The organism is Arcicella rigui (genome assembly GCF_034929435.1).
GTDB lineage: Bacteria > Bacteroidota > Bacteroidia > Cytophagales > Spirosomataceae > Arcicella > Arcicella rigui.
This window is the reverse complement of sequence record NZ_JAYFUM010000003.1, coordinates 22,078-47,616: the sequence shown is the minus strand read 5'-3', so window position 1 is coordinate 47,616 and position 25,539 is coordinate 22,078. Positions and strand designations below refer to the sequence as shown.

At 35.2% G+C, this 25,539-nt stretch carries 29 protein-coding genes; 6 read left to right on the top strand and 23 right to left on the bottom strand.

What is annotated here, in order from left to right; genetic code table 11:
• Nucleotides 1-14: 14 nt before the first annotated feature.
• The 8 genes from VB248_RS02460 to VB248_RS02425 form a co-directional block, all read right to left on the bottom strand.
• Nucleotides 15-1,094, bottom strand: a complete 1,080-nt coding sequence (locus tag VB248_RS02460) for an AI-2E family transporter (RefSeq protein ID WP_323295146.1) — start codon at nucleotides 1,092-1,094, stop codon at nucleotides 15-17.
• 150 nt (nucleotides 1,095-1,244) lie between these two features.
• Nucleotides 1,245-1,829, bottom strand: coding sequence for a hypothetical protein (locus VB248_RS02455; protein ID WP_323295145.1), 585 nt, complete (start codon nucleotides 1,827-1,829; stop codon nucleotides 1,245-1,247).
• Between the two features lie 231 nt (nucleotides 1,830-2,060).
• Nucleotides 2,061-2,777: an SDR family oxidoreductase gene (locus tag VB248_RS02450; protein ID WP_323295144.1), complete on the bottom strand. Its 717-nt coding sequence runs from the start codon at nucleotides 2,775-2,777 to the stop codon at nucleotides 2,061-2,063.
• A 272-nt stretch (nucleotides 2,778-3,049) separates the two neighbouring features.
• Nucleotides 3,050-4,267, bottom strand: coding sequence for a DUF3570 domain-containing protein (locus tag VB248_RS02445; RefSeq protein ID WP_323295143.1), 1,218 nt, complete (start codon nucleotides 4,265-4,267; stop codon nucleotides 3,050-3,052).
• A 224-nt stretch (nucleotides 4,268-4,491) separates the two neighbouring features.
• Entirely contained in the window at nucleotides 4,492-4,719 is a 228-nt protein-coding gene (locus VB248_RS02440; protein WP_323295142.1) for a DUF4266 domain-containing protein, read from the bottom strand.
• A gap of 1 nt (nucleotide 4,720) precedes the next feature.
• Nucleotides 4,721-5,665 carry an FAD:protein FMN transferase gene (locus VB248_RS02435; RefSeq protein ID WP_323295141.1) on the bottom strand — a complete coding sequence of 315 codons (945 nt, stop codon included), beginning with the start codon at nucleotides 5,663-5,665 and terminating at the stop codon, nucleotides 4,721-4,723.
• On the bottom strand, nucleotides 5,655-6,095 hold the full coding sequence (locus tag VB248_RS02430; RefSeq protein WP_323295140.1) for a thioredoxin family protein: 441 nt from the start codon (nucleotides 6,093-6,095) through the stop codon (nucleotides 5,655-5,657). The genes VB248_RS02435 and VB248_RS02430 overlap by 11 nt, the downstream gene beginning before the upstream one ends.
• A 139-nt stretch (nucleotides 6,096-6,234) precedes the next feature.
• Entirely contained in the window at nucleotides 6,235-6,759 is a 525-nt protein-coding gene (locus VB248_RS02425) for a (2Fe-2S)-binding protein (protein ID WP_323295139.1), read from the bottom strand.
• Between the two features lie 234 nt (nucleotides 6,760-6,993).
• On the opposite strand from VB248_RS02425, the gene VB248_RS02420 reads away from it, so the two are divergent.
• Nucleotides 6,994-8,283, top strand: a complete 1,290-nt coding sequence (locus tag VB248_RS02420; protein ID WP_323295138.1) for an MFS transporter — start codon at nucleotides 6,994-6,996, stop codon at nucleotides 8,281-8,283.
• A 488-nt stretch (nucleotides 8,284-8,771) separates the two neighbouring features.
• The gene (gene msrB, locus VB248_RS02415) at nucleotides 8,772-9,269 is read left to right on the top strand and encodes a peptide-methionine (R)-S-oxide reductase MsrB (RefSeq protein ID WP_323295137.1); all 498 of its coding nucleotides are present in this window, start codon (nucleotides 8,772-8,774) and stop codon (nucleotides 9,267-9,269) included.
• Between the two features lie 71 nt (nucleotides 9,270-9,340).
• Here the strand turns inward: msrB and VB248_RS02410 are convergent, their stop codons facing one another.
• From VB248_RS02410 to VB248_RS02385, 6 genes are all read right to left on the bottom strand, one after another.
• A complete protein-coding gene (locus VB248_RS02410; protein WP_323295136.1) occupies nucleotides 9,341-9,769 on the bottom strand; it encodes a hypothetical protein in 429 nt (142 codons plus the stop codon).
• A 12-nt stretch (nucleotides 9,770-9,781) separates the two neighbouring features.
• Nucleotides 9,782-10,426: an alpha/beta hydrolase gene (locus tag VB248_RS02405; RefSeq protein WP_323295135.1), complete on the bottom strand. Its 645-nt coding sequence runs from the start codon at nucleotides 10,424-10,426 to the stop codon at nucleotides 9,782-9,784.
• A gap of 4 nt (nucleotides 10,427-10,430) precedes the next feature.
• Complete coding sequence (locus VB248_RS02400; protein ID WP_323295134.1) at nucleotides 10,431-10,844, bottom strand: DUF1801 domain-containing protein; 414 nt, start codon at nucleotides 10,842-10,844, stop codon at nucleotides 10,431-10,433.
• A gap of 19 nt (nucleotides 10,845-10,863) precedes the next feature.
• Nucleotides 10,864-11,097 carry a PLDc N-terminal domain-containing protein gene (locus tag VB248_RS02395; protein WP_323295133.1) on the bottom strand — a complete coding sequence of 78 codons (234 nt, stop codon included), beginning with the start codon at nucleotides 11,095-11,097 and terminating at the stop codon, nucleotides 10,864-10,866.
• Between the two features lie 113 nt (nucleotides 11,098-11,210).
• Complete coding sequence (locus tag VB248_RS02390) at nucleotides 11,211-11,576, bottom strand: hypothetical protein (protein ID WP_323295132.1); 366 nt, start codon at nucleotides 11,574-11,576, stop codon at nucleotides 11,211-11,213.
• Between the two features lie 80 nt (nucleotides 11,577-11,656).
• The gene (locus tag VB248_RS02385; RefSeq protein WP_323295131.1) at nucleotides 11,657-12,181 is read right to left on the bottom strand and encodes a DUF7935 family protein; all 525 of its coding nucleotides are present in this window, start codon (nucleotides 12,179-12,181) and stop codon (nucleotides 11,657-11,659) included.
• 172 nt (nucleotides 12,182-12,353) lie between these two features.
• Here VB248_RS02385 and VB248_RS02380 point away from each other — a divergent pair, with 172 nt between their 5' ends.
• Nucleotides 12,354-12,647 carry a HesB/IscA family protein gene (locus tag VB248_RS02380; RefSeq protein ID WP_323295130.1) on the top strand — a complete coding sequence of 98 codons (294 nt, stop codon included), beginning with the start codon at nucleotides 12,354-12,356 and terminating at the stop codon, nucleotides 12,645-12,647.
• Nucleotides 12,648-12,665: 18 nt separating this feature from the next.
• Nucleotides 12,666-13,553, top strand: a complete 888-nt coding sequence (locus tag VB248_RS02375; protein WP_323295129.1) for a Ppx/GppA phosphatase family protein — start codon at nucleotides 12,666-12,668, stop codon at nucleotides 13,551-13,553.
• Between the two features lie 49 nt (nucleotides 13,554-13,602).
• Here the strand turns inward: VB248_RS02375 and VB248_RS02370 are convergent, their stop codons facing one another.
• The 5 genes from VB248_RS02370 to VB248_RS02350 form a co-directional block, all read right to left on the bottom strand.
• On the bottom strand, nucleotides 13,603-14,547 hold the full coding sequence (locus VB248_RS02370; RefSeq protein ID WP_323295128.1) for an aldose 1-epimerase: 945 nt from the start codon (nucleotides 14,545-14,547) through the stop codon (nucleotides 13,603-13,605).
• Nucleotides 14,548-14,704: 157 nt separating this feature from the next.
• On the bottom strand, nucleotides 14,705-15,475 hold the full coding sequence (locus VB248_RS02365) for a TIGR02757 family protein (RefSeq protein WP_323295127.1): 771 nt from the start codon (nucleotides 15,473-15,475) through the stop codon (nucleotides 14,705-14,707).
• A 63-nt stretch (nucleotides 15,476-15,538) separates the two neighbouring features.
• Complete coding sequence (locus tag VB248_RS02360) at nucleotides 15,539-15,706, bottom strand: hypothetical protein (protein ID WP_323295126.1); 168 nt, start codon at nucleotides 15,704-15,706, stop codon at nucleotides 15,539-15,541.
• A 4-nt stretch (nucleotides 15,707-15,710) separates the two neighbouring features.
• Nucleotides 15,711-16,706 (bottom strand): septal ring lytic transglycosylase RlpA family protein, encoded by a 996-nt coding sequence (locus VB248_RS02355; protein WP_323295125.1) that lies wholly within the window; start codon nucleotides 16,704-16,706, stop codon nucleotides 15,711-15,713.
• Nucleotides 16,696-17,433 carry a DUF4905 domain-containing protein gene (locus VB248_RS02350; protein ID WP_323295124.1) on the bottom strand — a complete coding sequence of 246 codons (738 nt, stop codon included), beginning with the start codon at nucleotides 17,431-17,433 and terminating at the stop codon, nucleotides 16,696-16,698. Before VB248_RS02350 ends, VB248_RS02355 begins: the two co-directional genes overlap by 11 nt.
• A gap of 75 nt (nucleotides 17,434-17,508) precedes the next feature.
• On the opposite strand from VB248_RS02350, the gene kdsB reads away from it, so the two are divergent.
• Entirely contained in the window at nucleotides 17,509-18,291 is a 783-nt protein-coding gene (kdsB, locus tag VB248_RS02345; RefSeq protein ID WP_323295269.1) for a 3-deoxy-manno-octulosonate cytidylyltransferase, read from the top strand.
• Between the two features lie 44 nt (nucleotides 18,292-18,335).
• Here kdsB and porX read toward each other — a convergent pair whose 3' ends face one another.
• From porX to VB248_RS02330, 3 genes are all read right to left on the bottom strand, one after another.
• Nucleotides 18,336-19,907: a T9SS response regulator signal transducer PorX gene (porX, locus tag VB248_RS02340; protein WP_323295123.1), complete on the bottom strand. Its 1,572-nt coding sequence runs from the start codon at nucleotides 19,905-19,907 to the stop codon at nucleotides 18,336-18,338.
• 99 nt (nucleotides 19,908-20,006) lie between these two features.
• A complete protein-coding gene (locus VB248_RS02335) occupies nucleotides 20,007-20,990 on the bottom strand; it encodes a DUF1028 domain-containing protein (protein WP_323295122.1) in 984 nt (327 codons plus the stop codon).
• 96 nt (nucleotides 20,991-21,086) lie between these two features.
• A complete protein-coding gene (locus tag VB248_RS02330; protein WP_323295121.1) occupies nucleotides 21,087-21,794 on the bottom strand; it encodes a cell division ATP-binding protein FtsE in 708 nt (235 codons plus the stop codon).
• Nucleotides 21,795-22,118: 324 nt separating this feature from the next.
• Between VB248_RS02330 and VB248_RS02325 the strand changes: the two genes are divergently transcribed.
• Nucleotides 22,119-24,536 (top strand): TonB-dependent receptor, encoded by a 2,418-nt coding sequence (locus tag VB248_RS02325; protein WP_323295120.1) that lies wholly within the window; start codon nucleotides 22,119-22,121, stop codon nucleotides 24,534-24,536.
• A 224-nt stretch (nucleotides 24,537-24,760) separates the two neighbouring features.
• Here VB248_RS02325 and fsa read toward each other — a convergent pair whose 3' ends face one another.
• Nucleotides 24,761-25,417 carry a fructose-6-phosphate aldolase gene (gene fsa, locus VB248_RS02320; RefSeq protein WP_323295119.1) on the bottom strand — a complete coding sequence of 219 codons (657 nt, stop codon included), beginning with the start codon at nucleotides 25,415-25,417 and terminating at the stop codon, nucleotides 24,761-24,763.
• Nucleotides 25,418-25,539 lie beyond the last annotated feature (122 nt).

The window sequence follows — 25,539 nt, the reverse complement described above, 5'->3', positions numbered from 1 at the left end:
AGTTATTGTCAAAATCAAGAAAAAAACCTTGCTTTCAACTTTTTCAGTAAAGCACTTTCTGTTTTTTCACTTTCTAATTCGCCAATCAAAAAACCATAGGGTTTCAAAGATTCAATATGGTCACAAACGATTTTGAGTATTGCCGTTATCGGAATGGCAAGAATGATTCCAGAAATTCCCCAAAGTAATTCGCCAAGTACCAAAGCAATAATGGTAAATAATGGATTGATTTTTACTTGTGGCCCTAAAATCAAAGGTTCTAAAATCCAGCCTTGTATAAACTGAACAATGGCATAAGTAAGTACTATTCCGCCTAAAAGTGATAATGAAGCACCGTGTAAACCCGTGACTAATACCGTTAGACTCGTACCTGTGATATTCCCGACAAAGGGTACTATTTCTAACAAACCGCAAAGTACTGCAAAAAACAAAGCATTTTTTACGCCCAAAATGCTAAAGCCGACACCGTACATCAGCCATAAACAGACTATCATTTTAGACATTCCTAATAAATACTGCTGAGAAACATTGGTGGCTTTGCTCAGGATTTGACTCATCTCTCCTCTTTGTTGTGTTGCCGTTAGTTTCAAAAAAAATGCTTTGAAATGCCCCCGATAATACAAAAGGAAAAAAAAGTATGCCAGCACCAGAATCACATTGGTAATTAAATACGATAAAGACGAAAGCGTAAATTGCATAATACTGCTAATAGAAGGCTGTTCGGATTGTAGAATTTGTGACTGTTTTTCGAGGGAAATGCCTAAATGATTAAAAATATATTCTTGTAAATGCGTACCAAAATCAATGGCTTTTTCTTTGAGAAGTTCGGCGTCGTTGATTAATTCTGAAATTTTCCAACTGACCAAAAATATAATACTTCCAAAAATCATCAATAAACTTAACAAACAAATAAAAGCCGCAAGCCCTTTATTGATTTGTTTTTTCTCTAAAAAATTAGATAAAGGAATAAAAAGCGTAGCTAAAATACCACCAATAAAAATGGGCATCAGAAAGTCTTTCGCAAAGATTAGTCCGGCAATAATCAGAAAAATTAAGAGCAGTTTTTTAATGATTGGAACATTGGTAGTGGTCATAATAATGGCATTTGTTTACTTGTAAATTTAATCAGTTCTCAAAGTTAAGTAGTGAAAGATGATTAGCTGTTCAAATTATAATCTATTTACACAAATAAAAATCTCCCAATGGTTGAACCTTTGAGAGATTTCTACTATGTGTTCAATTTCTTATTTCAGTCTGGTAAAAAATGAAACTTCACCCTGATTGTTTACTATCACGACTATGGTTCTTACACCTCTTTTGAGTTCAACAAAATAATTATCGGACTCATCTACTTCCTGATTAAAAAACATCATGTTACTTGTCACGGCTTCATTATGGTCGTACTCAATAATGTCTCCAACTGTATAGCTTTTGTAAGTATCTTTGATGACATACTGTGCTTTTTCGGGTAGGTCATAAAAATTCTTTGCGGTTGTTGTTCCCATTAATTTTGTACTAAAGTTGTAATATGCCGTGTATTCACGTCCATCTTTCACAAAAGTAGCTTCATCATATTGATTGGTACGTTCCCATAACGAAACAGGATAATTGCCAAAATCAACGGCAAATTGCTGTTTTGCTTGTTCACTTGCTTCTTTACTTATCAAGGTTTTCAATTGTTGCTTGCTGTCTTGCTTTTGTTTTTTTAGAATTGCTTCGTGTTTTTCTATTTTGGCAATATTCTTTTTCAAATAAGCTTTTTGACTTTGAGCATTCAAGCTTGTCATTCCAACAAAGCTTAAGAAGGTTAAGAGCAATATTTTTTTCATCTGATTGATATTTATATCGTTTTATTTCGATGTCAAAATTTGCCTTTATTCTCCTCGAAAGCATTATAGAATTGTGTAAAAGACTTGTTTAATTCACAGATGAGGATTAGATGTATGAGATATGATGTATGAATTATGAGATAGTAAGGACACAATCAATACCAAATATCTATTGATTAACAAATCACATATCATAAATCTTACATCATATCTCATACATCATAATTCACATTAATATTCTTGACTCATCGGATGAATCATCAATTCGTCAATTACTACGTGTTTGGGAGCTTCCAAAATATAAGTAATGGTATCAGCCATATTCTGAGAAGTCAAATATTTAGCTTGATATGGGTCGCCTTCTTCACGTGAATGAAAATAAGTATCTACCACTCCAGAATACACTACTGATACTTTGATACCGTCTTTACGAACTTCTTTACGCAAAGCCATTGAGAAGGCATCTTGGGCATATTTTGAAGAGCAGTACAAAGAACCGCCATCAAAAACACGCTTGGCAACGTCCGAGGCAATATTGATAATATGTCCTTCGCCAGCGGCTTTCATGTGTGGAATGGCTTCACGACAAAACAAAAATGTTCCTTTTACATTGGTTTCATAAATAGCATCCCACTCGGCTGTACTGATGTCTGCCGCTTGTTTGAAAACCCCAAAGCCTGCATTATTGACCAAAGCGTCAATTTTTCCAAATGTTGCAATGGTTGAAGCAATGGTTTCTTTTACGAAATGCTCATCACCCACCGAGCCTACAAAGATTTCTGCTTTTGCTCCTTTGCTTTCAACTTCTGTTTTAACTGCCAAAAGTTCGTTTTCACTACGAGCAACAAGGCTTAAATTAACGCCTTTTTCGGCCAACAATAAAGCCAAAGCTCTACCAATACCTTTGCTTGCACCAGTTACTAAAATAGTTTTATTTTGAAGTGACATAATTTGTTTTTGTTTATAAAATATTGAAAAAAGGATTTCTCAGTGAGTAAAATTAATAGAACTTAGCTTGATGTTTATCCTTACAAAGCTTAATATTTTATCGAAATGCCTTCCAATGGTTTTAAAACAGAAAAGCGTAGAAGAAATTAAATAATTTCTTCTACGCTTTTCTGAGCGGTAATTGGTGATTAATAGTACTTCAAAATTCTAATAATCTGTATCTAAGAAAAAAGATGAGCTCAAAGCTAAAAGCTCATAGCTCAAAGCTAATTTTACTTAAACTTCACCATCATCGTTACTATATTTGAAACCATTCCAGTGGTACGAGTATAATGTCCATATCGTAATTCAAGGCTATTCCATTCTTTGATGCCCAAAACGCCATTGGCTGGTACAAAACGCAATCCAGAACCAATAAAAGTACTGTTGAAACCAGAAATATCGTAATCGCTGGTATAATAAGTACTGGCAAGATTATTTTCTTTATACGGATTGAAATACTTCACTGCCGTTTGCTGATTGAAACGATAGAAAGGACTTACCGAAACATAAGGACTCAGTTTTATTGAGCTTTCTAAATTAATGGTATTGGCTTTCATTCCCCAGTCATCCACATAATAACGATAGAATGCTCTGATGATAGTTCTGTCGCCCAAGAAATAACTCCAACGCATACCAACGGGCAATTTTAAACGTGTTCCGGGCAAGTGTTCTACTTTTTCAGTTCCGTCAGTAAAATATACCCTATGAAAAGGAGTACTCAGCAAACCTTCTTGATAAGCTGGTTCTACTGTAAATAATACTTGTAAACGCTTATTGATTACCTGAGAAAGCGAAAATGCCACATTATAGGAATTTCTCGGACGATATTCTATGGGGTCACGGTCGCCATGAGCTCCAGAGCCGTAATTATTCGGGCGGAGTTCGGGTGGTAAAATAACCGACCAAGTATCAAAAAATGCTCCGCCTTTGATACTAAATTCTCGGTTATTATCTCTTGATGCTTTGGCAAAACTTAAATTTACGCCATAAGATTTATAATCATATTCAGTTGAATACGAAACACTTAAACCTTTGGTGGTTCTGTTGGCATCATTTTTCATACTCCAACTAATCGTTGGGTAAAAGTGCGTATCTTTTCTGGAAGCCGACGAAACAGTAAGTGGGTCGATATTATCCGAAGAAGCAGAAGTATAAAAATCTACGTTTAAGTCGATATTGAATGTATGCTGACGATTTTTCCAATCATATTTTGTCAATTTCAAATCAATTGAATTGGCAATATCGGTTAATTTTTCTGTACCAATACCTCCTGTTACGGCTGAGTTGTTTCCATCTTGACCGTAGTAACTTGATACAAAATTTACTTCTTCAAGTTTTAATTTACGTTTTTCGTAAGTGGAGGTTTCATCTGAACTTGTATTTTGTCCAAAAGTATGATGAACCATTGCCGACATTAACACGGCAACTGATAATATTATTCTTTTCATTGAATCGCAATTTAGTGGTTTTGAAGATGATGGACTTGAAGACTAAAAGACTTAGGACTTTAGGAGTCTGGACTTTAAGATTAAAGGATTTGAAATGACTTACACACTTAGTATTATTAAAGTCAGTCTTTAAGTCTTGAATCCTTCAGTCATAAAATCCAAAATCCTTCAGTCCAAAAATCCTAAAGTCCTTTAGTCATAAAGTCCTCAAGTCCCAAGAAAAATTAATTACACCCACAACCTCCACCACTTTTTCCGCCGTTAGCCCCTGATGCACCTTCACGGTACATGTAAAAACTTTGTTCAAATTTTTCTGATTTTCTTGAAGCTAATTCCATTTCAGCATCATTGATTCTACTTTTTTGATACTCTTTCACTGGAACGCATGATTGGCTCGAAAATCCGACTGCTACCAGTAATATCGCCACGAAGCACTGCTTTTTACTTTTCATATTAGTTGATATTAATATTTTTTGACGTGTGAATTTTATTTGCGTCATCTACGATAATACAAGCAATTCCTTGCATTTGGTTGATGAGGTTGAGTCCTACTTTTACGCCCATGACCATTATCGGCGTTGCCATGGCATCGGCTAATTCAGCATTTGGACTCAGAATTGTAACACTTTTGATACCCGAAACAGGTAATCCAGTTTTTGGGTCGATGGTATGCGAGTACTTTTTTCCGTTGATTACAACAAACTTTTCGTAATTTCCAGAAGTGGCAACGGCTATATTACTGATTTTCAAGGACGAAAAAATATTATGTTGGGCATTTGGGTCGGCAATTCCAACCGTCCAAGCATTTCCGTTGGGCTGTGAACCCCAAGTGCTTAAATCACCTGAGGCATTCACAATCCCACTCTTTACCCCCTTACTTATCATTAACATTTTGGCTTTTTCGGCGGCATATCCTTTGCCAATTCCTCCAAAGCCAATTCGCATACCTTTTTCTTTTAGGAAAACAGTACTTTCTGATTCATCTAACAATACATTTTTGTAGTTAATCAATCGAACAGATTTACGAGCAGTTTCGGCATCTGGCAAGGCTTTCATCGAAAGGTCGAAATTCCAAAGACTTTTATCAATTGAGCCATAAGTAATATCAAAAGCTCCTTGAGTAAGCTCTGAAATTTTGAGCGAACGCTTTATCAAATCAAATACTTCTTTGTCCACTTTCACAGGCTGAATGCCCGCTTGCTGGTTAATCTGATTGGTTTGACTGTCATCCGAAAAGGTAGTCAACAACGCTTCAATTCTTCTGATTTCAGCTATGGCTTCATCAATTCTTTCTGCTGCCCAATCTGCTCTTTCATCTACTACACTGATTTCAAAAGCATTACCCATCAAGCGTAATTGCTTTTTATGAATCAGTCCATCGGCACTACTAACGAGCATGACTTAGTGATTGAATTTCTTGAACAAAACTTTCGGGCGTAAGTGAACTCGGATAACCATCCCATTCCTTAATTTTTTTACCTTTTGCATCTACCAAAACAGTTAGTGGAAATTTCCCTTCTGCATTATACTTATCGGCTAAAGATTCGTTATGAGCCGTCTGTTTAGCATCCAATTGATTTTTTTTCAATCTTGGAAAATCAGCACGAAGCAATATCAAATTATCAGCCGCATAGTTTTTGAATACTTCTGATTCAAAAATATCTTTTTTCAATTTGATACAAGGAATACACCAATCTGAGCCTGAGAAATTAAGTAAAATATACTTGTTGCCTTGCGTAGCGTCGGCTTTTGCTTTGTCAAAATCCAAAGTCCACTCAGCACTTGAAGCAGAAAATATCAGAAACAAAGAAATAATTAAAGATTTCATAAGATTTGAATTTAAGTATTCTTGAATGGTGATTAGAGAAATTGATTGGCGATTAGCACCATATTTTTTAATTATCAATCACTTGAAAATGCAAATATTTTGCCTAATGCTTAGAGCTTACAGCCAATTGCAGCATTACTTAACTATAAATCACTAAAGTTTTACCGTCGGTAGCGGTTTTGTAAACTGTTAGACCTTTACTTCCGAAACTGTTTTTTCCAACACCCGTTAGCGTAAACCTTGCTCCGTGGTCGGTACAATAGTATTCATTTACATTGAAAATAACTCTCTTTTTAGGTTCGTGCGAACAAGTCTGTGTAGCGGCAACATACACACCAGCCGAAGCTTGAGCCACCACAATACCACTTTGTGTTATGTAACCGCCAACTGTTTTGAGATTTGCGGCAGAACTTGAAGACAAATCAATAGTCAACAAACGGTTTGTAATCGTACTTAAATCTGTACCAGAGCTTGTTCCTGTTCCAGAACTCGAACCAGTTCCCGTACTGGTTGAGTCGGTAGTTGTACTTGTTCCTGAATCTGTACTTGGCGAAATGGTTAAGGCAGGCAATACTGAATCTTCGGCTTTTGTACAAGCAGTAAGTACCGCCATTAATGCAGCACCTCTGAAACCAATTGATTTAAGGAATTCATGTCTTTTCATAAAATTTAATGATTAACTGAAAAATGATTAAGGCACTCTTAAATTAGCTTTATTGAGAATACATATTCTGAGTAGAAAGTATTGCCTAACAAATTTATATTCTTATTAAATCTTTTAATAAATAGTAATCAGAGTGTTTACTATTTATTCCTTGTTGAAACAAGGCTTTTAATTATATTTGTTCAATTCTTATCAATCACACATTAGCCCTAATTATACATTTTAACCAACTCAATGAAAAATAATCCAAAAATACTCACCGCCTGGACGATGTACGACTGGGCAAATTCAGTTCACTCACTCACTATTACTTCAGCCATTTTCCCGATTTATTTTCCCATTGCAGCCATTATGCTTCCTTCCAAAAGCAGAACGCTTGATTTTTTGGGTTTCCAGATTGAAAATACCGTTCTATACTCTTACACTGTTTCTATCGCTTTCTTATTAATCGCTTTTTCAGTTCCATTAGTTTCCGCAATTTCAGATTATACAGGAAAGAAAAAAATATTTATGAAAATGTACTGCTATTTAGGTGCTATTAGCTGTATGTTGATGTATTTCTTTGAAGAAGGACGCTACTATCTGGGTACATTCGCTTTTCTATTTTCCATTGTTGGTTGGGGTGGCAGTATCGTTTTTTATAATTCTTATTTACCCGAAATCGCTACCGAAGACCGATACGACAGTCTTTCAGCAAGAGGTTTTACGATGGGATATATCGGCAGTGTAATACTCTTGGTTCAAAACCTCACGATGGTTTTAATGCCACAATGGTATGGTGGTATTACAGGTGGTGAAGCTTCAAGAATTGCCTTTTTAACCGTTGGGATTTGGTGGATAGTATTTGCCCAATACGCTTTTCATTACTTGCCCAACAATCACAGTCCGCAAAAACAAGAAGGCAATTGGTTATTTAATGGTTTTAAAGAACTCAAGAAAGTATTCCATGAATTAGAGGAGTTAAGTATTACCAAACGTTTTTTACTTTCCTTCTTTTTTTACAATATGGGAGCTCAGACTGTGATGTACCTCGGAGCTTTATTTGGTAGCGAAGAACTTAAATTACCTTCTGATGCCCTTATCATTACCATTCTTCTGATTCAATTGGTTGCCATTGTTGGTGCGTATCTTTTTGCCAAAATCTCTGAGAGTATTGGCAATACCAAAGCTTTAGGCATTACCGTAATTATCTGGATTCTGATTTGCTTGGCGGCTTACTTGGTTACTTCTCGCAATCAGTTTTATGGATTAGCCACTGCCATTGGTTTTGTGATGGGTGGCATTCAATCGCTTTCTCGCTCTACTTATGCCAAATTAATTCCCGAAAACACGCCTGATACGGCTTCGTACTTTAGTTTTTATGATGTTTGCGACCGTATTTCTACCGTTATAGGTACGTTTATGTTTGGTTTGGTAAATCAATTAACAGGCAGTATGCGAATGAGTGTTTTGGTATTGACTGTCTTTTTTATTGTTGGATTAATCATTCTTGCCAGAGTACCATCGCAGAAGATTTATCGTTAATAGGTAAGTGAAATTATGAGTTTTGAATTATGAATTATGAAATAGTAGTTTGCTTTCGGCTTTTAGCTATCGGAATTCGGATTTATAAAATGTTTTTTAAAAATATTCTGTAAAAAAGAAGGTGTTTTCTACCATTTCAGAAATCCCTTTTACTAAATATAAGAGATGTTTTATTTTATGAGCTTATAGCAAAACACCTAAGAGGTATTTGAAGTTATGTTTTAAGATGAATAATTAAGTATTTACGAAGTATTTAAATTTTGTTCAAAATATTTCTTAAACAAATATTTGATGTAGTGGCAATGCCTTGCGGTTGCCATTTTGAGTGTTGCAACCGCAAGGGATTACCTCTACATCAAATTAGTTTTACTTTACTAATTCATAATTCATATCTCATATCTAAAAAAGGGTCTTTCTCCTGACAATTGGATAAACCATTTCTTGGCAATTTTACGTAGTTATAATGAATTAATTTAAACAACAAAGAAATGAAAACTATCTTAATAACATTAATCACTTGCTTTGCCATGTTGAGTAATTGTACGGCACAAGAAGAATCGGGAGTAACGCATCATAAATTTACGGTCGTAAAAACCGATGCAGAATGGATGAAAATCTTAACGCCAGAACAATTTAAAGTAACTCGCAGAAAAAGCACTGAATTGGCTTGTTCGGGTGCTTACTGGAAAAACCACGAAAAAGGCATTTATAAATGCGTTTGCTGTAAACTTCCTCTTTTTGATTCACAGACAAAATTTGAATCGGGTACAGGTTGGCCTTCATTCTACCAAGCCATTCATAAAGATGCTATTTTGGAAGTAGCCGACCACAGTTTCGGAATGGAAAGAATAGAAATTATGTGTAGCCGTTGCGGAGCTCATTTAGGTCATGTTTTCGACGATGGCCCACGCCCAACAGGTTTGCGTTACTGCTTAAACTCCTTAGCTTTGGATTTTGAAAAAGATGAGAAAGTAAGCAAGAAATAGTAGTTAGCTTTAATAGATTCGTCAATTTTTTTAAAAGTTGACGAATCTAAACCAAGTTTTTGAACCTATACCTAAAACAACATTTTGAATATAGTTTCAAATCCCATCCAAAGAGCTACAAGTAAGATAAATCCAATTATCATAAGTAGATACATCATCACATTGTCGAACATTGAATAATTAGCCTCGATAAAAGTATTTGAATGTTGTTTTTCATCTATTATTTCAATGTATTGTAAATAGGTTTCAGCATCCTTGAGATTCCAGTTTTCGTCACAGTCAATATGTATAAATTTTTCATTAGGGTTTTCTTTAATTTTCTTACTCTCAAGTGAAGCTTTCAATAATTCTAAAGCAAATAATGTTAAACCTTCTTTATTTGCCTTTATAAAACTCTCGTCAGAGCCTCCTCCATACTGAAAAATACCCCAAATAGCTTGTTCTTTCAATGTAGTTTCATCAAAGCTGTTAATTATGTTTTGTAGCTCTTCGTCAGTCATTTTACAATTATATTATTTTATCAAAAACCTAATAGCTTTTGTCACTTCCTCTGCTTTGTTCAAGGTCATTAAATGTCCTCCATTTTTTACTACAACATCACTTTTCACAAAACAAAAAGGGAGAATTTTATCGGCAGTACCGTGAATATTTTTTAAGTTTGAATGTACCAGTAAACTTTTCCAAGTCACAATTTTATCAATCGCCCATGCCAAAAAAGTTTTATCTGTATCTAAGATGATTCTTTTCAATAATTCTTCATCTTCCTGTCTATTTATGCCAAAAAGCCAATTAGTGAAAATATTATGGCTTTTAAATACTTGTATGGGTATCAGCCGATGAAGTTTAAGAGTACCTACTAAACGAAAATAAAATGGGATTTCGAGTCGATTTTTAGCTGAAGCAATTAAAATAGTTTGTTCTACCTCAATCAGTTTCGCTACTTCCGTTGCCATCATTCCCCCAAACGAAAGTCCAATTAAAATTGGCTTATGGGTTTTTATTTGTGCTGTCAAACGTTGTGCATAATTTTCAATACGCTCGTTGGCATAAGGAGTAATCCATTGAATATAAGTAACATCAAAACCAGAGAAATCCAGTTTTTGAAAAACCCTTTCATCAGCTCCAAGTCCGCTCAAAACATAAATACTTTTCATCATCGTATCAAATAGCTGAAACTTTATGCTCGACTGACTTTTTTATTATTTCTTTTAAAATATCCACCGATATATCTTCTAATTTTTGAATGTAGATACAACCTTTGCCAGTTTTGTATTTACCAAACTTAGCCAATAGTTCCTCTCTTTGCTCGAAAGAAGTACCAAGATATAAAGTAATAGCATTTGCTCGTGAAGCCAAGGCTACCAAAGGTGCTTCGCCAGAATGTCCGCTGGCATATTGATAGCTGTACTTGCCAAATCCTACTATTCCTGTTCCCCACATTTTAGCCTCAAATCCCGAATATTCTGTGAATAAATCAATGATATGGGTGCAATCATTACGCCTTTTTTCATCCGTAATTTTTGCTAAATAGTCTGCAACACTATTTTCGTTTTCGGTAGTCTTATTTTTTGCCATGAAGATTTAGATTGAAATTCTATAAAGGAAAAGATTTATTACTTCTATTTTTAATGGATAAAACGCTGAGAAAGTACAGCATTGCCCCCACAACAGGCATTAGAAAAATAACAAAAACCCAAAAAAGTCTGCTATTCTTAGTTTTAAAACCTGATTGGAAAAGATGATAAAGAGCAAGTGTTGGCAACAAAACAAAGAGAATAGCAAATACTATCCATAAAAATAAGCTGTCTTCTGGAGTTAAAAAGGTCATAATTAAATGGTTTGAGATGAATACTTAACAGATTATTCGACTTTTACAATTTGAATAAACTTAAACAAATATCGTTTTTTTGAGGGAAGTATTCAAGCAGTACAACCAAGAAATTAAGCACCATCCACAAGAATATGAGCGATAGAAAGGAGAATTGAAGCACCCACTACGAGAATATGAGCGATGGAAACGAGAATATAAGCACCTACTACGAGAATATAAGCGATGGAAAGAAGAATATAAGCACCTACTACGAGAATATGAGCGATAGAAAGAAGAATATAAGCACCTACTCCGAGAATATGAGTAATGGAAAGAAGAATATAAGCACCTACTCCGAGAATATGAGTAATGGAAAGAAGAATATAAGCACCCACTACGAGAATATGAGTAATAGAAACGAGAATTGAAGCACCTACTACATGGCGAATATTAGTAGTGAAATTACAGCTTTGCCAACCTTCAAAATAAGTTGACAAAGCTAGAGTAAACCTTTTTTAGAAGAATTTATTAACCTAAACAAGCCTATTGATGCTTACGAAAAGTACTTTAGTAAAGACTACATAAAATTATCACGCATTTCTTGCTTGATAAATTTTAGGGCATCGTCGGAAGGAATTACATTTTTAGAAAGCACTACTTCTAAAATTTGTTTAGATAATGCTAAGGCATTGGCTTCAGGAGCTAAATCTTTGGCTGATAAATTTATCAAAGTAACGGTTTCGTTCATGGCATTTTTAATAGTAAGCCAAGCTTCGTCGCTCATATACACTTGCTGTGAAAGATTATGCGAGAACTCTTCTCTAATTTCAATCAACATTAGTTGTTGAAACTCTGCCACTGTGGCTACTCTTCCAGAAAGGCGAATTAATAAGTTATTTGGAGAGATTCTTTCCAAGAACAAAGCCATACGTTCATAAGCCTGCAAACGAATTGGAAGGAGTGTTTTGATACTTTCAGCCTTGATGTCTAATTCTTTTTGAGAAATTTCTTTTTTCAAAAACGAACTGATTGTTAGGTACATAGCCCATAAAACTAATCCAGCAGGGAGTAAAACCTTTATTAAATCAGCAACTAATTCCATGATGTTGGGGTTTATTATTCACGATAATCCTTCAAAAATAAGTAATTTTGCCCACAGAAAAAGCCCTTTGAGGAAGGAATCAAAAAATGGGCTTATAAAAATTGAGTCAGGAAAGACAAATCTACCTGTATTTTACAGTGATTATCTGCTACTCAGTTGAAAAAACGAAAAAATGAATCCAACAAGTATTATTCCCATCAGTATTACTGAAACCGCCAAGCAAGAAGTACTCAAAGCTTTGGGCATTAAAGGTATTCCAGCGGATTATTTTCTAAGAGTTGGTTTGCGTGGAGGGGCTTGTAGTGCCACTTATTTAATTGGCTTTGACAAAATGGGTGAACACGACGAACTGTATGAAATAGACGATTTGAAAGTAATCATAGACAAACGCCATTTGATGTATTTAATAAATATAGAACTTGATTTTGAGGAAGAAGGAAATGGCTTTACCTTTAATAAATTATAGAAACAAAACATTTTATTCATGAAAATTGCCGCAATTGACATCGGCTCGAACGCCGCCAGAATGCAAATCTCAAGAGTTCTTGAAAACGATGGAAAAATAAGCTTCAAAAAAGTAGAATACGTTCGTTTTGCTTTGCGTTTGGGTCACGATGTATTTAATGACGGAGAAATTAGCCCTGAATCTGAGGTTAGAATTTTTAAGTTATTGAACGCCTACAAACTCTTATTAGACTTACACGAAGTAAAAGATTATATGATTTGTGCTACTTCGGCAATGCGTGAAGCAGGAAACGCCGAAGCAGTCATTACTCGTATCCATAAAATTTTGGATATGAAAATCAATATTATTGAAGGAGCAAAAGAAGCTGAACTTATCAATGACGTAGTAGTACAAGCCTTAGACGATGCCAATTATTTGCACATCGACGTAGGCGGAGGTTCTACTGAATTAAATATTTATTCTGAAAGAAAGAAAATTGCTTCTAAATCATTCAAAATTGGCTCTGTGCGTTTGTTGGAACACAAGGAACGTGAAGGCGATTGGGAAAAAATGAAGAAATGGATTGAAAACAATATTGATGTACAAAATGCCAACATTACCGCAGTAGGTACAGGCGGAAACATCAGCAAATTGTTTAATATTTCTACCAATCATCTCGATGAAACTTCAATCAGTATTGATGAATTATCTCGCTTAAAAGATTATGTAGCTTCATTTACGTATGAAGAAAGAATCAATAAACTTCGCCTCAATGCCGACCGTGCCGATGTAATCGTACCAGCGGCTCAGATTTACTTATCAGTAATGAAATGGGCAGGAGCTGAACGAATTTTAGTACCTGATTTAGGTTTGAAAGATGGTATTATACAAATGGTGTATGAAAGAATTCAGCATCGAAAAAAATAAAGCTAAAATAAAAAGGCTGTTTCTTTACTTTAGAAACAGCCTTTTTATTTTATGATAAGAATACTCCACAACTCAATAAATAGCTTTCACCAGCGGCTAAAGTAAGCAAGCCATCTCCCGAATTATAAGCGTTTGTATTGCCTGTCATTGGTTCAATAGCTACACAGTCACGACTTGGTGGAATATACACAACGGTAAAATTGAATTGTTTTTCCAAAGCTTCTTGCCAAACATTGATAGACAAATCTTTCGGTATAGAATGAAGTATCGTGCTTACTCTTTCCCTCTTTTCTACCGCAAAAACAGCATCTAAATTTTGTGTTGCTAAAGCTACTGCTCCACCAAAATCAACGGTTTTAGTATCTACCGAAATCATTTGTTTGTCAGGAATAGACTGCTTTATAGCAGGGAACTCAACCGTCCAATCTTTCACCGTTTCGCCTTCAATTTTGAAATAAGGATGCCAACCCAAAACGATAGGCATTGAAGTATTTCCCGCATTTTTGATTGAATAAACCAAAGTAAAACCACATTCAGCAGAAAGAATATTGGTAATTTCTAAAACAAAGGGAAAAGGAAAACCAAAATGATTGCCTTTATAGTCGTAACGAAGCGTTAGGCTTGCGGCATTTTCTGTTACTTTTTCCTCAACTACCTCAAAATCAGCAAAAGCCACAAAACCATGAATAGCATTATTTAATGGCACTTCGTTGATTGGTAATTGATAATCTATCCCTTCAAAAGAATATTTCCCATCTCTTACACGGTTTCCCCACGGAAATAAATGAGCAGAAGGATAAGCTGCCATTTCTTTTACCAATTGCTCGTCACTTTCAGCACAAGCAATTACATTGTACAGATGCTCAGCTTTTTTTAAAAGCATTTTACGAATGATGCCTCCAAATGCTGGCAAAAGTGATACTGATTCGCCAGTAGTTGAATTCGATAAAACATATTCGGTAAAACGCCCGAATGATTCTTTTGAAATTTTCATTTTAAAAAATATTACTTATACTATTCATTTAATTTAAAACTCCTCATCCAAAAGGGTTGCCCCTACGCAAAAAATGCTGAAAATAAGAACTATTTAGAACGAAATAAAATCCTTCGACAGCCCTAACTCCTCACTCATAATTCAGCACTCTCACTTACTACATCTCCCCTTCTACCCCCAAACCAAACAAGGCAAAATCGTACTTTACGGGGTCGTTTGCGTCGAGTAATTTTAGGTTTTCTGTCAATTCTACTGCCATTTGCCAATCGGGTTTGGGTCTTTCTATTAAGCCTAATTTTCTGGCTACTCTTTCAACATGCACATCGCAAGGACAAATCAACTTGGCACTTGAGATATTTTCCCAAATTCCAAAATCTACGCCGTAGCTATCTTTTCGTACCATCCAACGCAAAAACATATTTAAGCGTTTGCATGAAGAGTTTCGGATGGGCGTAGCAATATGCTTACGAGTTCTTTCAGGATATTCTTCTAAACTAAAGAAAAGGTCATGAAAAGCCGTCAGATTGTTTTTGATATTACTTTCATTAGGAAGTTCACCTACCAAAAATGCTTCTTCTAATGACGAGTGTTTTTGATAAAAATCCTGAAACCAAGCGATAAAATACAAGGTATCAGTAGCATTGAAAGTACGATGTTTGAAGGACAAAAAAGCCTTTAAATCAGCTTCTTGATGATTCATTATAAAATCGTAAGGACTTCCATCCATTAAAGTAATCAATTCTTTACACTTGTTGATGATAGTCTTTCTTTGTCCCCAAGCCAAAACAGCAGCCCAGAAACCCATGATTTCAATGTCTTCTTTTTTAGAAAAAAGGTGAGGAATAGAAACGGGGTCGTTCGGAATAAAATCAGGTTGATTATACTTCAAGTAATTTTCTGCTAATAAATCAGCAACGTAGTTTGTCATGTGATGATGATAAAATAAAAATACTCGGCATTTTCTTGAAAAGAAGTTTGCCGAGTATTCAATTTATTTAATTTTAGAAGCAACAAACGCAATGATTTTAGAAGGAATAGAAAAAATCCAAACTAAAACTGTATATAAAAATGCGAATGTAGCGATGGCAGGAAATGCTAATGTATAAAGCACATTAAACACGATATGCCCAAAAGTAATTTGTCTTTTATTGCGTCGCATTTTGTTATGGAGTCATGTAATTCACTTCCGCTCTAATTCTCTTTTCTGTTGGATTCAGCTTCTCAAAAGCTCTTGGCGAAAGTTTAAGAATTACTTTATCGCTACCGATGTCTGGAAGTTTACCTACCACTTTTACCCAAATACTTTGTCCGTTGGCTAAGTTTTTCACATTCAGTAAAGTACCTATTCCAGCCGAGCGATGAAGTGCTAAATATTTCCCAGAGCTATCTTCTACATCAATCAATTCAGCTAAACCTGTTTCTATGGTTCTTTTATAACCTGATGCTGTTCTTACAACTTCAGTCGTTGGCTTTGTCTCTACGGCTGGTTGTTCTTCAGCACGATAAGGTTGTTTATACTTTGGTGCTTCGGTGGCAACTTCTGATGGTCTTGAAACGATGGGTTGTTCTTGGTATCTCGTTGTTGTTGGTGGCTCGATAAGCTTTTTCACTCGCTCATACTCTTTGGAATCTACAATCAGAAGTTGCCCAGCAGAGATTGGTTGGTCAACTGACAGATTATTCCATTTTCTAAGATCTGAAACCGAAACTCTATATTTAGCCGCAATGCTAAACAGACCTTGACCCGCTTCTACCACATGAGTTGACGATTTTGGTTGCTCATAAGTAGATGGTGCTGGCGTATTTGTCTGACCACTTGACTGATATAAATACGGAGAATAAGTAGAAGGCGAATGAGCAGCAGTGGCGTTCGGATTATAAGGTTTATTATAAGGAACTTTTATTAACTGACCAATATTGATACTTTCAGAAACCCCCGGATTAGCTGCATGAAAGTCAGACATGGTAATACCATACTTTCTCAAAACAGCATAAAGCGTCTGCTTGGGTTCTACTTTGTGAATAACATAGGTTTTAGTACCTTCTCTTCTTACTCCAACGGAATCCACTAATGCCTTTGTTGCAAAAGAAGACAAATGAATCGTTGACAATGCTAAGGTAATTACAAATGATGCAACGGACTTAGGGCTATATTTCATATCCGATGAGTTGATTTTGATTTTTAACATAAAATAAAGTGTCAGACTTAGTAGAAAAGGTGTTGATACCAATTCCTTCACTTGAGTTAATAAAATCGTGAAGTAGAATTTCTTTTTCTTTATTTGTTATTAACAGATAATTATGAAACTGATTTTCTTTGTAAATATAATAAGAAATTACAATTTTATCATTTACTTCGAGATAATCTACTGCTTTTTCTGCCTCAATTTTTAATAAATGGTACAAAAATTTAAAGATTAAAGGGAAATACTCGCTTGTTTCGGTATAATGATTAATCAGATTGTTTTCTTCAATTTCTGGCTTTGGTAAAACAAGCTCAACTTCTTTATAAATTGGAAGATTATCTTTGTCAAGTCGATATAAAATCAACTTATCTTCTTCAGTATTAAAGTAAATCCAATCGTCAAAACGATGAACTAATGTGCCAGTTTTTACATCAAGTACCAACAATCCCAAGGCTTCTGGCTTCGATTGGTTTGAATACTTGTGCAAAAAAACGAAATCTCCGAAAACTCCTACCAAACTCAACCACCATGATTTTTCTGGTTGTAAGTCTTTCCAAAAAAAAGTATTGGTAGTTAAATTAATTGCAGAAAAAAATACTTGTCGCTTTAGTTCATCTCTAATTTCAAGTACCACCACTTTTTCACCAAAAGCTAAATTCCATATTTTTCCATCGAAAATTTCTTCTATTTTTTTTAACATAGATTTTATTGTTATTTTACAGCTTCTTGTCATTTGAGCAATCAAATCAAGACATATTTCTCAACCCGATTCAATATTTACGCTGTGTTAAAAATTTTAGGTATTATCCCTGCTCGTTTTGCTTCTACTCGTTTCCCCGGAAAACCATTAGTAGAAATTCAAGGTAAATCCATGATTCAAAGAGTTTATGAACAAGCTTCGCTGTCTAAAGCTCTTTCAAAAGTAGTGGTTGCTACCGACGATGAACGTATTTTCAATCATGTAATAGGCTTTGGTGGTAATGCCGTGATGACTTCATCAAAACATCCGAGCGGAACAGACCGTTGCTACGAGGCTTTTGAAATCATCAGCAAAACCGAACGAAAAGCTGAGGGCAAAAAATACCAACGCTACAATTATATCATTAATATTCAAGGAGATGAACCTTTTATTCAACCCGAACAAATTGACATTTTGGCAGAATGTTTAAACGATAAAACAGAACTGGCTACGCTTGTCAAGCAAATTGAGGATGAAGATACACTCTTTAACCCGAATACTCCAAAAGTAATTTTTGATAACCACCTTGAAGCAATCTACTTTACTCGCCAGACGATTCCCTACTTGAGAGGTATCGAAAAAGATAAGTGGCTGAATGCCCATGATTATTACAAACACATTGGCATTTATGCTTACCGAGTGGATGTACTTAAAAAAATCACCAAATTACCAATGGCTTTATTAGAAAAAGTAGAGTCTTTAGAGCAATTGCGTTGGTTGGCCAATGGTTTTAAAATTAAGATTGCCATTACGCCTTATGATAGTTTTGGCATTGATGTTCCAGAGGATATACAAGAAGCCATTAAAAGGCTTTTATAAAATAAAAAGGCTTGGAAAAGATATATTTCCAAGCCTTTTTATTTTTATTTTGCCGTTAGATAGACAAATGGCACGATACATTCCTCTAATGAAATTCCACCATGCTGAAAGGTATTTCTGTAATGACTGACGTAATGGTTATAATTGTTCGGATAAGCCAAGAAGTAATCATCTTTTGTAAAAACGTAGGTTGTCGAAACGTTTACTTTTGGTAAGAAAAAACGCTCTGGTTTTCTACAAATAAACAAATGGTTTTCATCGTCCCAGTTCAAATTTCTACCTTGTTTGTATCTTAAATTGGTATTTACCGAACGGTCTCCCACAATTTTTACGGGATTCTGTACTCTAATCATTCCGTGGTCGGTGGTGATGATTAATCTTCCCTTTTTATCAGAAATTTTCTTGAGTAAATCAAACAAAGGTGAATGCGAAAACCAACTGGCCGTAAGGCTTCTATAACCAGATTCATCAGGAGCAAGTTCTTTAATCATTGCCATATCTGTTCTGGCGTGTGAAAGCATATCTACGAAATTGTAAACAATCACGTTCAAATGATTTTGACTTAACTTGGTGAAGTTTTCAACTAAGTTTTTGCCTTGGTTATTATGAATAATTTTGTGATAAGAAGTTTTCACTGCAAAAGGCATTCTACTTCTACGAATTTGCTCTTGAAAGAAAAACTCTTCGTTTTGGTTAAATCCTTCTTCGTCTTCGCTATCGCCAATATCTTGCACCCAATGTCTTGGATATTGTTTTTCTATTTCCGAAGGCATCAATCCCGAAAAAATAGCATTACGAGCATAAGCCGTAGTAGTTGGCAAAATTGAATAATAAGTAGATTCTTCTTCTACCGAAAAATAGTCTTGAATGAGTCCTTCCAATACTTTCCATTGGTCAAAACGGAGGTTATCAATCAAAACAAAGTAAAGTGGAGAGTCTTCTCTCAGTAATGGGAAAACCTTTTTTCGCATTAATTGATGTGATAAAATAGGATTATTTCCTTTAGGGTCGTTCAACCAATTTTCATAATTATCAGTAATGAATCTTGAAAAATTAGCATTGGCTTCTGATTTCTGCATATTCATTACTTCTGCCATCGACTTATTTTCAGTTCTGTCGATTTCCAATTCCCAGAAAAGCAGTTTTTTATATACTTCTGCCCATTCAGCATGATTCATTCTATCTTGATAACGCATTGCCAATTGGCGGAACTCTTGCTGATACGATAAGTTTGTTTTTTCTTCTTCGAGCCTTTTTTTGTCTAATATTTTTTTAACAGACAATAAAATTTGATTCGGATTGAGTGGTTTAATCAAATAATCTGCAATTTTTGACCCAATTGCTTCTTCCATAATATCCTCTTCTTCCGACTTAGTAATCATCACCACAGGTAAATTTGGCTTTAGCTGTTTGATTTTAGGAAGAACTTCCAGCCCAGTCATTCCTGGCATATTTTCATCCAAAAAAACTACATCAAACTTCTTTTTTTCTACTTCTTCCAAAGCATCAGCACCAGAATTTACAGGCGTTACTTCATACCCTTTTTGGGTCAAAAACATGATATATGGTTTGAGCAGGTCGATTTCATCATCTGCCCACAGAATTGAATATTGCATATTATAGATTGTTTTAAAGTTCCGATTATAGTATCAGAACCCTTAAAATGTAAAAAACAGCGTTTTATTGCTGTTTTTTTTGTTATTTTTTGTTAAAATTTATTTTACCAATTCTTTGAGTTCCCATTCTGAAACATTCAATAAACCTACTTTTGTAAGCCTTTTGGTAAGTTCACGCCAGTTGGGTTCTTTGGAATAAATCTTTTGTAACATTTGCGAAGACTTCTTAATATCATTATTGTTTGCCATTGAAATGGCCGTCCAGTATTGCATTTCAGCACTGTTGGGCAACAACTTTATGGCTGCATGGTACTCGTCCATTGCTTTTTTTACATTACTTGAAGCAATAGCATAATCTCCAGCATTCAGATGTTCATAAGCCCTTTTTACTTTCAATAATCTTGATAACTCAGCCAAAGGCATTTCTTTGTCATCAACTCTCAAATCAATCAAATGGTCATCGTCCCAAGGTTTATTACTGGCTGTTCCTTTTACTACCAATAAAGCCGCAGACTGTTTTCCCTTGATAGAGCCACTTGCTAACCTACCTGCTTCTAAAGTTTTCATTACTCTTTCGGGCAATGGTAATTTCCAGTTCTCTTTAAAAGCACGAGACATCGCTTCGGGTACTTTATTATTCAGCATCATATTACTTTGTACCGAAAAATTTAGTCCTTTTACGTGTCCAGCATATTCCACACAATTTTTCCCTGTAAATACTGCAATGTTTCCTTTTGCATCTGCGATGGCTACTTGTCGAACCTCTTTATCTGTGTCACCTGATAACAAAATACTTAGGGCTTCGTCGGCTGTTTTTCCATTTTTCATCAAATTTAACCCTCTGATGCCAAATGATTTGTTGGCAAAACTCTGAGTAGCGATTACGCCTACTCCTGCTTGTCCCCAACTTACCGTTGTACCCACACTAAACAAATGGCTTTGTACACCTACGGCCATTTCTCCAGTTTTCATATCTCTTGCTACAATCGAAAAAGTATTAGCAAAAGGTTCTTTGTTTTTTGTTATCTGTGCATCAGTTTCAAGGGTAAAAAAAAGTGAAAATACTAATAGTAATTTTTTCATGGTTGGCATTTTATAAAATGATAGGTAGGCATTAAATTTCAATAAATCAGTGTTACTTATTATTACTACATTAGGCAATCTTGTACATTATAAATTCTAAATACTACTTTCAACAATTAAATTACTTCCAAGCTCTTCTTTTACTTCCCCATTTTCGCATTTAAGAATGCGAGCGGGGAATTTCCTAATCATATCAAAATCGTGGGTTGCCATTAAAATGGCTGTCCCTGCTTTATTGATTTCATGAAAAAGCTTGATAATTTGGCTCGAAACTTCTGGGTCAAGATTTCCCGTTGGTTCATCAGCAAAAAGTATCTGCGGTTCATTCAATAAAGCCCTTGCGATTACTACTCGCTGCTGTTCGCCACCCGAAAGTTGATGTGGCATTTTATCACGAGAGGCAGACATACCTACTTGCATCAATACTTCAGCAATTCTTGCTTTCATCTTTGCACTATCTTTCCATCCTGTTGCTTCTAAAACCCATAAAAGGTTTTCTTGTACATTCCTGTCCATAAACAACTGAAAGTCTTGGAATACAACACCAATTTTTCGGCGAAGAAACGGACGTTCAGAAGCTTTCAAAGTTTCAATCGGAAATCCTACTACTTTGGCTCGCCCTTGTTGAAGCCAAAGATCAGCATACAAAGTCTTTAGAAGTGAACTCTTGCCACTTCCAGTTCGACCAATCAAAAAAACAAACTCACCTCTATTAATATTAAAATTAACATCGCTCAAAATGATACGCTCTTTATGATAAACATAAGTATTCTCAACGACAACTACGGGTTCTGATGTAAACATTTTTAATTAAGTAAGTTATTTATTCAAATATACTGACAAATTGATAAAATTAAGAATTTCTTTGTCGGCTTTAGTATAAAAATTCGAGCCCTAAAAACTGTAAAAATATGCCCTTGGATTAAGAATAACAATTTTTTATTCTACACTCTTACCGAAATCTCTTTCCATTCCAAGTTTTTTTCTTCTCTTCACAGCTCTTTGGAGTTGATTCACAAACAATAATCTTGCCGAAAAATTTAAAGTATTATATACGCCTCATTAAATATTTTGCTCTATATTTGTTTAATTTTTAGATAAACCTAAATTTTAAATTAGAATAATATTATGAAGACAAAAATTTACTTATTCACAAGTATTCTCGGGATGTTACTTGTTGGTAGAATTAGTCATGCACAAAATAGCTTGAAAGGACGAGTACTTCATCGTGAAAACAATGAAGCCGTTATTGGAGCAAACATTTATATAGCCGAACTGAGAACTGGTACAAGTACGAATGTAAATGGGGATTTTCATCTCAAAAACCTTCCCAAAGGCACATTTACGGTACAAATCAGTTATGTTTCTCATAAAACCCTTACTCAAAAAATTGCCATTGCTGGCGAAACTATCCAACATTTTATCATGGATAATGCGGCTACTTCGCTCGAAGAAGTGGTAGTGACGGGTGCGGGAGTAAAAACCTTAGTCAAAGAAAGTCCTGTTCCTATTGCGGCACTTTCTCGAACGCAATGGCTACAAAGTGCTTCTACAAATTTGGTAGATGCTATCGTAAAACTGCCGGGTGTATCGCAAATTATGACTGGGCCAACGCTTTCAAAACCTATTATCAGAGGCTTGGGCTTTAACCGAGTAATTACCGTACACGATGGCGTTCGACAAGAAGATAATCAATGGGGCGAAGAACACAGTTTGCACATCGACGAGTTTTCGATTGAACGCTATGAAATCATTCGTGGAGCTGGCTCATTGATGTATGGCTCTGATGGTCTGGGTGGGGTTATTTCAGTGATTTCACCAACGCCTACCGAAGAAGGGAAAATCAGAGGGAGTATTTTGTATAATTTTCAATCAAATAATACTTTACAGGGAATTTCAGCCAATTTGGGCGGTAATACAAATGGCTTTATTTGGACTGGACGTTTGAGCCACAAAAATGCTGGCAATTATCAAAATCCTTACGATGGCTTAGTAAATGGTTCAGCCTTTAATGAATTGGATTATTCTGGCATGATTGGACTGAATAAAAAATGGGGATATTCTCGTTTGTACTTTTCAAAATTTGGACAAAACATCAATATCATTGATGGCACAAGAGATGTCTTCGGTAATTTTACACAAAGTGCTTTATTGAACGGAAAAGTAGTTAAACAACAAGTTTCAAAAGAAGCCTTAGAAAATCCAACTATCAATCCTTCAAACTCACAGCAGTTAGAAAACTACAAAATTTCATGGAATAATTATTTGAATTTGGGTAAAAGTACTTTGAGTTTCAACCTTGCTTATTCTCAAAACAGACGGAAAGAGTATGGAAATATTTTCAAACCTTTTCAGGCTGATTTATACTTTTTTTTAGAAACACTTTATTATGATACCCGCTTTAATTTTCCAGAAAAAAACAATTTTGAAACAACCATTGGCACAAATGGAATGCTTCAAAAAATGAATAATCGTGGCAATGAAACACTTTATCCGAACTTCAATTTACTTGATAATGGAATTTTTGTTTTTACAAAAAAGAAAATAGATAAACTTATCCTCAGCGGTGGTTTGCGTTTTGACATTCGTCAGCTTAATATCGAAAAATTATACATTGATTCAGAGGGGAAATTCCAAACGTCACCTTCGAGCAATACTACTGAACGTTTTTCAGGTTTTGAGAAGAACTTCAAAAATATTACGGGAAGTTTTGGGGCGGTTTATAAAATCAATGATTTACTTTCTGTAAAAACAAATCTTGCTCGTGGTTTTCGAGCACCTTCCGTTCCAGAAATTTCATCCAATGGCGAACACGCTGGTACTTTCCGCTACGAAATCGGGAATATTAATCAGCAATCAGAAGTTTCTTTGCAGAATGATTTGGGTTTTACTTATGAAAATACTTCTTGGTATGCTGATGTTAATTTTTTCAGTAATCGCATTCAAAATTATACTTTCTCTGAGCGTGTGCAAACAGGGGCTGGGCAAGATTCTATCATCAATGGAGTCCCTGCTTTTCGTTATCAGCAAGGAAACGCAAGGCTTTTGGGCATGGAGGCAGTACTTACTTTCAATCCCATGTCTGCTCGTTGGTTGAGTATCACTGAAAGTTATTCGCTCGTCAATGGTGTAAATCTTTCAGCGAAAAACGATTCAGCGAAATATCTTCCTTTTATGCCTCCGCCTCGCTGGTTGACTACCCTAAAATTGACTAAAGATACTTGGGGGAAAAATCTCAGAAATGCTTATTTGACTTTAGAATTGGAACATAACCAACAACAAAATAAAGTACTGTTGGCATACAATACCGAAACTTTTACGCCTGCATATTCACTCTTGAATATCGGTACTGGTGCAACGGTCACTAATCGAAAAAAACAGGCTTTATTTTCCCTTTATCTGAATGTCAATAATGTGTTAGACAAAGCTTATCAAAGCCACCAAAGTAGATTGAAGTATTTAGATACAAACCTGAGTACTGGCAGACAGGGCGTTTTTAATATGGGGCGAAATGTGAGTGTGAAGGTGGTTGTACCGATAAATTGATTTTGGATGTTGGATTTCGGATTTCGGTCGTCGGATTTCAGATTGGCTATTTGGATTTCAAAATTTCAACCTCAAAATACTCAAAACTTAATTGCCAGTATTCGATGTTCAAATTCTCCAAAAAAAAGCTCTTCAAACTTTAATGTTTGAAGAGCTTTTATCTTTATTGCTGTTTACACCAAAATTTAAAATCCGAATGCCGACAACCGAAATCCGAAAGCTATTTAAGCATTCGTCTTAGCATGGTCAGCTAAGAATTTCGCCAAACCGCTATCCGTTAATGGGTGATTCAATAAAGCTAACATGGCAGAAAGTGGACCAGTCATTACGTCTGCACCGATTTCAGCACATCTGATAATATGAATTGGGTTACGAACCGAAGCCGCTAAGATTTCAGTATCAAAACCATAGTTATCATAAATAGTACGGATTTGCTCGATTAATTGGATACCATCAAATGAAATATCATCTAAACGACCAATGAATGGAGAAACATAAGAAGCACCAGCTTTTGCTGCTAATAATGCTTGTCCAGCCGAGAAAATTAAAGTACAGTTTGTTTTAATACCTTTTTCAGAGAAGTATTTCAAAGCTTTCACGCCGTCTTTAATCATTGGGATTTTCACAACGATTTTCTCATCTAATTCAGCTAATTCTTCACCTTCACGAATCATTCCTTCAAAATCCGTAGCGATTACTTCAGCAGAAACATCGCCTTCAACAATATCACAAATGGCTTTGTAATGTTTAAGTACGTTGTTTTTTCCGCTGATGCCTTCTTTCGCCATCAAAGATGGGTTGGTAGTTACTCCGTCTAATACGCCTAAATCCTGAGCTTCTTGGATTTCTTTGAGATTGGCTGTGTCAATAAAAAATTTCATGTGATTTGTTTTTTGAGAAATATAACAAGAATGAGCTATGTTGTCAATCAAAGTATTTTATCAATTAATAATACTTCGTTGCAAAATTAGGAAAAGCATTTGACAAAGCAGAGAAATTATTT

Coding starts and splice junctions, on each gene's coding strand:
- VB248_RS02330 (WP_323295121.1), bottom strand. CDS start 21,794: ATGTTTACATCAGAACCCGTAGTTGTCGTTGAGAATACTTATGTTTAT.
- VB248_RS02335 (WP_323295122.1), bottom strand. CDS start 20,990: ATGAAAAAATTACTATTAGTATTTTCACTTTTTTTTACCCTTGAAACT.
- VB248_RS02410 (WP_323295136.1), bottom strand. CDS start 9,769: ATGACTGACGAAGAGCTACAAAACATAATTAACAGCTTTGATGAAACT.
- VB248_RS02350 (WP_323295124.1), bottom strand. CDS start 17,433: ATGTTAAAAAAAATAGAAGAAATTTTCGATGGAAAAATATGGAATTTA.
- VB248_RS02430 (WP_323295140.1), bottom strand. CDS start 6,095: ATGAAATCTTTAATTATTTCTTTGTTTCTGATATTTTCTGCTTCAAGT.
- VB248_RS02400 (WP_323295134.1), bottom strand. CDS start 10,844: ATGGCAAAAAATAAGACTACCGAAAACGAAAATAGTGTTGCAGACTAT.
- msrB (WP_323295137.1), top strand. CDS start 8,772: ATGAAAACTATCTTAATAACATTAATCACTTGCTTTGCCATGTTGAGT.
- VB248_RS02460 (WP_323295146.1), bottom strand. CDS start 1,094: ATGACCACTACCAATGTTCCAATCATTAAAAAACTGCTCTTAATTTTT.
- VB248_RS02370 (WP_323295128.1), bottom strand. CDS start 14,547: ATGAAAATTTCAAAAGAATCATTCGGGCGTTTTACCGAATATGTTTTA.
- VB248_RS02445 (WP_323295143.1), bottom strand. CDS start 4,267: ATGAAAAGAATAATATTATCAGTTGCCGTGTTAATGTCGGCAATGGTT.
- VB248_RS02405 (WP_323295135.1), bottom strand. CDS start 10,426: ATGATGAAAAGTATTTATGTTTTGAGCGGACTTGGAGCTGATGAAAGG.
- VB248_RS02385 (WP_323295131.1), bottom strand. CDS start 12,181: ATGGAATTAGTTGCTGATTTAATAAAGGTTTTACTCCCTGCTGGATTA.
- VB248_RS02450 (WP_323295144.1), bottom strand. CDS start 2,777: ATGTCACTTCAAAATAAAACTATTTTAGTAACTGGTGCAAGCAAAGGT.
- VB248_RS02435 (WP_323295141.1), bottom strand. CDS start 5,665: ATGCTCGTTAGTAGTGCCGATGGACTGATTCATAAAAAGCAATTACGC.
- VB248_RS02395 (WP_323295133.1), bottom strand. CDS start 11,097: ATGACCTTTTTAACTCCAGAAGACAGCTTATTTTTATGGATAGTATTT.
- VB248_RS02380 (WP_323295130.1), top strand. CDS start 12,354: ATGAATCCAACAAGTATTATTCCCATCAGTATTACTGAAACCGCCAAG.
- VB248_RS02455 (WP_323295145.1), bottom strand. CDS start 1,829: ATGAAAAAAATATTGCTCTTAACCTTCTTAAGCTTTGTTGGAATGACA.
- VB248_RS02325 (WP_323295120.1), top strand. CDS start 22,119: ATGAAGACAAAAATTTACTTATTCACAAGTATTCTCGGGATGTTACTT.
- VB248_RS02355 (WP_323295125.1), bottom strand. CDS start 16,706: ATGAAATATAGCCCTAAGTCCGTTGCATCATTTGTAATTACCTTAGCA.
- VB248_RS02420 (WP_323295138.1), top strand. CDS start 6,994: ATGAAAAATAATCCAAAAATACTCACCGCCTGGACGATGTACGACTGG.
- VB248_RS02425 (WP_323295139.1), bottom strand. CDS start 6,759: ATGAAAAGACATGAATTCCTTAAATCAATTGGTTTCAGAGGTGCTGCA.
- VB248_RS02375 (WP_323295129.1), top strand. CDS start 12,666: ATGAAAATTGCCGCAATTGACATCGGCTCGAACGCCGCCAGAATGCAA.
- VB248_RS02365 (WP_323295127.1), bottom strand. CDS start 15,475: ATGACAAACTACGTTGCTGATTTATTAGCAGAAAATTACTTGAAGTAT.
- porX (WP_323295123.1), bottom strand. CDS start 19,907: ATGCAATATTCAATTCTGTGGGCAGATGATGAAATCGACCTGCTCAAA.
- VB248_RS02360 (WP_323295126.1), bottom strand. CDS start 15,706: ATGCGACGCAATAAAAGACAAATTACTTTTGGGCATATCGTGTTTAAT.
- VB248_RS02440 (WP_323295142.1), bottom strand. CDS start 4,719: ATGAAAAGTAAAAAGCAGTGCTTCGTGGCGATATTACTGGTAGCAGTC.
- fsa (WP_323295119.1), bottom strand. CDS start 25,417: ATGAAATTTTTTATTGACACAGCCAATCTCAAAGAAATCCAAGAAGCT.